Annotated in this window: 8 protein-coding genes; 4 read left to right on the forward strand and 4 right to left on the reverse strand. The window is 66.3% G+C overall.

Going from position 1 to position 5,224, the window contains the following annotated elements; translation table 11 throughout:
* Nucleotides 1-245: 245 nt before the first annotated feature.
* The gene (locus H7965_RS32135; protein ID WP_186773894.1) at nucleotides 246-470 is read right to left on the reverse strand and encodes a WGxxGxxG family protein; all 225 of its coding nucleotides are present in this window, start codon (nucleotides 468-470) and stop codon (nucleotides 246-248) included.
* Between the two features lie 295 nt (nucleotides 471-765).
* Here H7965_RS32135 and H7965_RS28485 point away from each other — a divergent pair, with 295 nt between their 5' ends.
* Nucleotides 766-1,125 carry an alpha/beta fold hydrolase gene (locus tag H7965_RS28485; RefSeq protein ID WP_186773895.1) on the forward strand — a complete coding sequence of 120 codons (360 nt, stop codon included), beginning with the start codon at nucleotides 766-768 and terminating at the stop codon, nucleotides 1,123-1,125.
* 156 nt (nucleotides 1,126-1,281) lie between these two features.
* The gene (locus H7965_RS28490) at nucleotides 1,282-2,310 is read left to right on the forward strand and encodes an alpha/beta fold hydrolase (protein ID WP_186773896.1); all 1,029 of its coding nucleotides are present in this window, start codon (nucleotides 1,282-1,284) and stop codon (nucleotides 2,308-2,310) included.
* 120 nt (nucleotides 2,311-2,430) lie between these two features.
* Here H7965_RS28490 and H7965_RS28495 read toward each other — a convergent pair whose 3' ends face one another.
* Together H7965_RS28495 and H7965_RS28500 are read right to left on the reverse strand one after the other, a co-directional pair.
* Nucleotides 2,431-2,634, reverse strand: coding sequence for a cold-shock protein (locus H7965_RS28495; protein WP_186773897.1), 204 nt, complete (start codon nucleotides 2,632-2,634; stop codon nucleotides 2,431-2,433).
* 556 nt (nucleotides 2,635-3,190) lie between these two features.
* A complete protein-coding gene (locus H7965_RS28500) occupies nucleotides 3,191-3,352 on the reverse strand; it encodes a hypothetical protein (protein WP_186773898.1) in 162 nt (53 codons plus the stop codon).
* Nucleotides 3,353-3,427: 75 nt separating this feature from the next.
* Between H7965_RS28500 and H7965_RS28505 the strand changes: the two genes are divergently transcribed.
* A complete protein-coding gene (locus tag H7965_RS28505) occupies nucleotides 3,428-3,760 on the forward strand; it encodes a GYD domain-containing protein (RefSeq protein WP_186773899.1) in 333 nt (110 codons plus the stop codon).
* Between the two features lie 92 nt (nucleotides 3,761-3,852).
* Nucleotides 3,853-4,644 (forward strand): class I SAM-dependent methyltransferase, encoded by a 792-nt coding sequence (locus tag H7965_RS28510; protein ID WP_186773900.1) that lies wholly within the window; start codon nucleotides 3,853-3,855, stop codon nucleotides 4,642-4,644.
* A gap of 245 nt (nucleotides 4,645-4,889) precedes the next feature.
* Here H7965_RS28510 and H7965_RS28515 read toward each other — a convergent pair.
* Nucleotides 4,890-5,224, reverse strand: a 335-nt coding sequence (locus tag H7965_RS28515; RefSeq protein WP_186773901.1) for a hypothetical protein, incomplete at its 5' end; no start/stop codon positions are given.

Here is a 5,224-nt window from a genome sequence, read left to right on the forward strand (position 1 = left end):
GCGCTGGCCGGGCAGACCCCCGACGAGACCTATGGGGCGGACGAGATGGCCAAATTGGCGGCCTGACGACAACCAGGACCGAGCTTATCCAGGCCGCCAAACTGTCCGACCGATGGGGACCACTTCAATCTGCCCGCCATGGATGCTGCGACTAAGACTTGCGGCCGCCGCAACCAAACGAGCCGATATCCTGATCGAAGTGACGGAGAGGCCAAGCTACAGCCGCGTTCCCGTCAATCTCAAAATCAGCGTGTGTTAGCGTGCACGTTCCCCTGACGGTCCTTCCGCATGAACAATGGCGCCAGACCCGCCAAACCTAGTAGACCGATCCAGCCCCAATCAAAATCGTCGTCGCGGTCGTCTGTCCGAGCAGATGTGGTTCCGGGAGGTGTGCCAGTAGTTGTCTGCGCGATGGCCGGAGCAGCTATGGCGGCGGCGAGCAAAGCCGCCGTTAGAACGCGAGTGTACATGGTCGTTCTCCCAAAGCCCCTCTTTCGAGGGCACCGAGCCAACGCCGCTTGAGATGAGTTGTTCCGCTGAAGCGAATAAAACTACTGACAATGGCGAGACGGACAGACGGGCAACACCATTTGCACAGGCGGTCTGCTACGCACCCTCCGCTGGCCCGTCTTGGCGCCGCTGCTCCACCTGACAACTGTGCTCTAGCCGCTGGTCTGGGCCATGAACTCGATAAGCTACCTCAATGGCTGGGCGCACACGACGACAAGCTGGGCCTCGTTCAGCGGGCAGGAGACCCGAGGGCGGTTGGACTTCGCGGCCCGCTTTACCACCAAGCAGCACCCGGGTGTGCTGGCCAAGGGTATCCTGGCCATGCTGCGGTGGGACGAGACCGCCACGCTGCCCACGATCACCGTCCCGACGCTCATCATCACCAGCGACCACGACAAGCTCACCCTGGCGTGCGCCAGTGAGGAGATGCAGCGGGTGATCCCGAATGCCGAACTGGTGATGGTCAAACCGGCAGGTCACCCTGGCTTCCGTCGCCCTGGCTTCCTTGAATGCAGCGCCGCGTATGACGAGGCCATCTCGGGCTTCGCAGCGCGTTGTCTCGCCCGCGCTATGCCCGCCACCGATCGCCTGCGCCCGGCGGTCAGGACGCTCTGACCTGACCCTTGGCATGGCGGAAGCCCCGCCTTGGCGGAACCCCGAGCGGACGACGACCGTTTATCTATGCTGCACGTCAACATCGGGCGTTGACGCCTCCCTAGCGGCCAGCCTGATCTGCCGGGGGTGAAGCGCTCCCGAACCTGAGGAACACCTATGGCCCCCTCTCGCGCGGCGATCGCGCTCGCCGCCACGGCTGTCGTCCTCGCCGCCGCCGCCCTGCAAGTCCGCGCCAGCGCGCGCCGGGCCGAGCGGAAGCATCCGCCACGGGGCCGCTTTATCAAGGCCAGGGGCATCCGGTTGCACTACCTCGAAGGCGGGCGGACCGATGCCCCGCCGGTGGTGCTGCTGCACGGCAACGCTGTCCGCGCCGAAGACTGGATTGCCAGCGGCGTGTTCGATCTCGTGGCTGAGCGGCACCGGGTCCTTGCCTTCGACCGGCCCGGCTATGGCTACAGCGAGCGCCCGCGCGACCGGCTCTGGACAGCCGAAGCACAAGCCGCAGTTCTGGCTGAGGCATTCGCCCGGCTTGGGGTCGAGCGGCCAGTGGTGGTCGGGCATTCCTGGGGCGCGCTGGTCGCCGTGGCCCTTGGCCTTGACCACCCCAAGGCGGTGTCCGGGCTCGTGCTGGCCTCGGGCTACCACTTCCCGACCGCACGCGCGGATGTGGCGATTTTCTCCCCGCCCGCCATCCCAATCATCGGCGATGTGGTTCGCTACACAGTGGGGCCGCTGCTCGGGCGACTGATCGCTCCGAAAATGATCAAGACGATGTTTGCACCCGCCTCGGTACCGCCGTCCTTTACCGAAGCGATACCCATCCCGATGATGCTCCGTCCCTCGCAGATCAGGGCCAGTGCCGAGGACGCCGCGACAATGACGCCAAGGGCAGCAGCAGTCGCGGAGCGCTATGGCGAACTGCGGCGCATGCCGGTCTCGATCGTGGTTGGCGCAGAGGACAAGATCGTCGATGTGGAACGGCAGTCGGCCCGGCTCCACCGCGCCCTGCCGCACAGCGACTTCCATATCGTACCCGGCCTCGGCCACATGGTTCACCACGGCGCGCCGGAACTGGTTGCCGCCGTCGTCGAGGCGGCCGCGGCCGCCGCGGAACGGTCTATCGTCGGCATCCCGGCTCCGGTCCCGAGCAAGGCTGCGACGGCCGCACTTACGGAACTTACCTGAAGGCCATGGGCAGTTATTCATGGCGGGAGGAGCCTGAAGTCTCGTCTCGTGCCGTCGCGCGGAGTGATCACCGACGGCAGCGATCCTAGCGCGCCGGGCGAGAACCCAACGCGCTATGCCTCAGGCGAGCCTGAGGTTCGCGGCAGCCTCTTTGCCGCGCTCGCGCACTACCTCATAGGAGACTTTCGCCCCGTCGTTGAGGCTTTGCAGCCCAGCGGCCTGGACGGCGGTGATGTGGACAAACACATCCTTGCCTCCGTCCTCGGGCTGGATGAAGCCGAAGCCCTTTTGCATGTTGAACCATTTGACGGTGCCGGTGGCCATGTGACGCTCTCCCTCAAGCAAAGGAATACTGGCCCGCCGGATGGAGCGATGTAAACCCCAACGAGCCGGCACCTCGGGTGAGCGTGGTGCGTCCCGCCTATGAAGGTGCCGCCAGTACAACCGAAGCTGCGGCTCGAAGCTGTAGTCCAGCTTACACCTAAACATTCAGCCAACGGAGCTATGAGAATGCGTACAGTTATCACCGCTGTATTGCTCTGCGCCGCTGTTCCAGCCTCGGGCCAGACACCTTCGCCGGCTGCACCGGCCGGCGAAGCCCAGCCGCAGCTACGTTTCCAGCCCGTGACGCGGCCAGTCGACCCCGTGGGTATCGTCTACGCTTCACCAGTGCCCGGCGGGTGCCTGCTGGTGTTCGGCGCGGATCGTTTGCCGAATGGCGCCAATACCTCGCAAGGAGGAGTCTTCGTCCCCGGTCAAGGCTGCCCGCGGGCTGTGGCGCAGAACCGTTGATCGGCGGAAGACTCGCTGACGCGGTTCATGGCGCCGCTCGCCGCCCGACAGGACGATCTCGAAAGTTCGGCCACCATATCCTGCACTGTCACGCATGACCTGTGCTCACGGCGGCGCGAACGATCGCATAATCGGGACGGCGCAAAAGCTGATCCGCGAGATTGCCGACAGCCGATCCCCAGGCCGGATGGCGCGAAGAACCAACGCCCGCGAAACCGGTTCGAACATCGCGGCTGCTGCCGGCCGTCATTGACTGTTCCGTTGCCGCAGGCGCAGCGTTCCATGGCTGGGAAACAGAGAAAGCAACAAAGCCTGGGAGGCACCCATGCCGCTCTACGAGATGCGCTGGATGTTCAAGGACGCCACCATCAAGGCGATGGCTGAGAGGCCGCAGGACCGCGAGCCACCCGCCCGCGAAGTCATCGAGAGCTTCGGCGGCAAGCTGCACCACTACTACTTCATGCTGGGCGAGTACGACGGCCTCGCCATCGTGGAGTTCCCCGACTACGCGTCCGCCGCGGCGACTAGCATGCGGGCGAGCGCGTCCGGCGCCTTCGCGCGGTTCGAGACCCACCCGCTCATGACCGCGCAGGAGGCGCAGCGGGCCATGCAGATGGTCAAGGACAAGCAGGCCACGTACCGGGCACCGAACGCCTGATCGGGCGCGTATCCGCCACACTGGAGCGCCGAGTGGAGGCGCGGAGGCGCAGCGTCCCTGGGCCGGAAGAGACCGACGAAGGTGGGTGGCCGATGACCGAACTCCAGTTCCGCGAGACCGCCGCCGCCGGGTACGACAGCGCCGTCGGGCTCATGACCCGGCAACTCATACCGCCTCTGCTGCGCGTCGCCCGCCTCGCGCCCGGCATGCGGGTCCTCGACACCGCCACGGGCACGGGGATCGCCGCGGAGGCGGCAGCGGAGGCCATAGGGCCGTCGGGCCACGTGATCGCGACCGACATCTCCTCCGCCATGGTCGAGCGGGCGCGGGCGAGGTTGGGCAGCCTGCCAAACGTCTCCTTCGCGGTCGAGGATGGCCAGCGCCTCACCCTTCCCGACCGGAGCGTCGATGCCGTGCTGTGCAATATGGGGCTGATGTACTTCCCAGACCCGGCACGCGGCCTGTCGGAGTTCCGCCGCGTCCTTCGCCCAGGCGGGCGGGCCGCGGCGTCCGTCAACACCACGCCGGAGCGGTCGTTGATCAGCCGCGTCCTTGTCATCATCGGCCGTCATGTAGCCTCCAAGGCGGCGAAGGCGGGGCGCTTCTTTTCCCTTGGCGATGAGGCGCGCTTGATTGGCTTGTTTGAGGCCGCGGGCTTCCGCGAGGTCGAGACCTCCGCTGAAACGCTGCGGATCGAATTCCCCTCCTTCGACGCCTACTTCGGTGGGGTCGAGGCGGGCGCAGGGAACGTGGGGCAGGAGTACATGGCCTTACCGGAAGACATCCGGCGGGCCGTGCGGGAGGAGGCGCGCCGTGACGTGGGCGACACAGGCGCGCCTATTGAGGTCACGGTGGAGGTGAGGATCGCCAGCGGGCGGCGCTGACGCCGACCAACGGGACGGACTGCCCGGGGTGTAGATGCACCGCAGGGACGACATGACCTATGGCCGAACTCCATTTTCACCAGACTGCGGCAGCGGGGTACGACCGGAGCGTCGGCGAGATGACGCGGCGGATCGTTCCCTTTTTGCTCCGCGCGGCCCGGCTGGCGCCAGGGCAGAGGGCGCTCGATATTGCTACAGGCAGGGGGCTCGCAGCCGCCTCGTCGGCATAGACCCAGCTTGTGGGACTACAGGATGCCGCTTCCGGTCCGCGGAACGCCTTGCTCCCCCGGACAGCCATGCAGGTCGCCAGCGATCTCGATGCCGTTCTCTTGGCAGTGCCGCCGCAGCGCCGCGATGGACTTGAAGCGAAGCGCGCTGCCGTCGAGACCCGGCGTCCGACGCACAAAATCGAACAGGCCGCCAGGGTGGTCCTTCGCTAAGGCGTATTGGATGGTAACCGTCGTCCCGCCCGCACGGTGAGCCTCGGCTGATCTGCCTTTCGGCTGGTTTCTCGGGCGCATGATGGCGCGGTAGCCTGAGCGCTCCGGCGAGACGGGGTGGAGATGGCGGTCGAGGACGA

The sequence above is a fragment of the Siccirubricoccus deserti genome (assembly GCF_014283215.1).
Classification (GTDB): domain Bacteria; phylum Pseudomonadota; class Alphaproteobacteria; order Acetobacterales; family Acetobacteraceae; genus Siccirubricoccus; species Siccirubricoccus deserti.

Excerpts from the sequence above, each read along its gene's own strand:
- H7965_RS32135 (WP_186773894.1), bottom strand. The coding sequence starts at position 470 with ATGTACACTCGCGTTCTAACGGCGGCTTTGCTCGCCGCCGCCATAGCT.
- H7965_RS28510 (WP_186773900.1), top strand. The coding sequence starts at position 3,853 with ATGACCGAACTCCAGTTCCGCGAGACCGCCGCCGCCGGGTACGACAGC.
- H7965_RS28500 (WP_186773898.1), bottom strand. The coding sequence starts at position 3,352 with ATGACGGCCGGCAGCAGCCGCGATGTTCGAACCGGTTTCGCGGGCGTT.
- H7965_RS28505 (WP_186773899.1), top strand. The coding sequence starts at position 3,428 with ATGCCGCTCTACGAGATGCGCTGGATGTTCAAGGACGCCACCATCAAG.
- H7965_RS28490 (WP_186773896.1), top strand. The coding sequence starts at position 1,282 with ATGGCCCCCTCTCGCGCGGCGATCGCGCTCGCCGCCACGGCTGTCGTC.
- H7965_RS28495 (WP_186773897.1), bottom strand. The coding sequence starts at position 2,634 with ATGGCCACCGGCACCGTCAAATGGTTCAACATGCAAAAGGGCTTCGGC.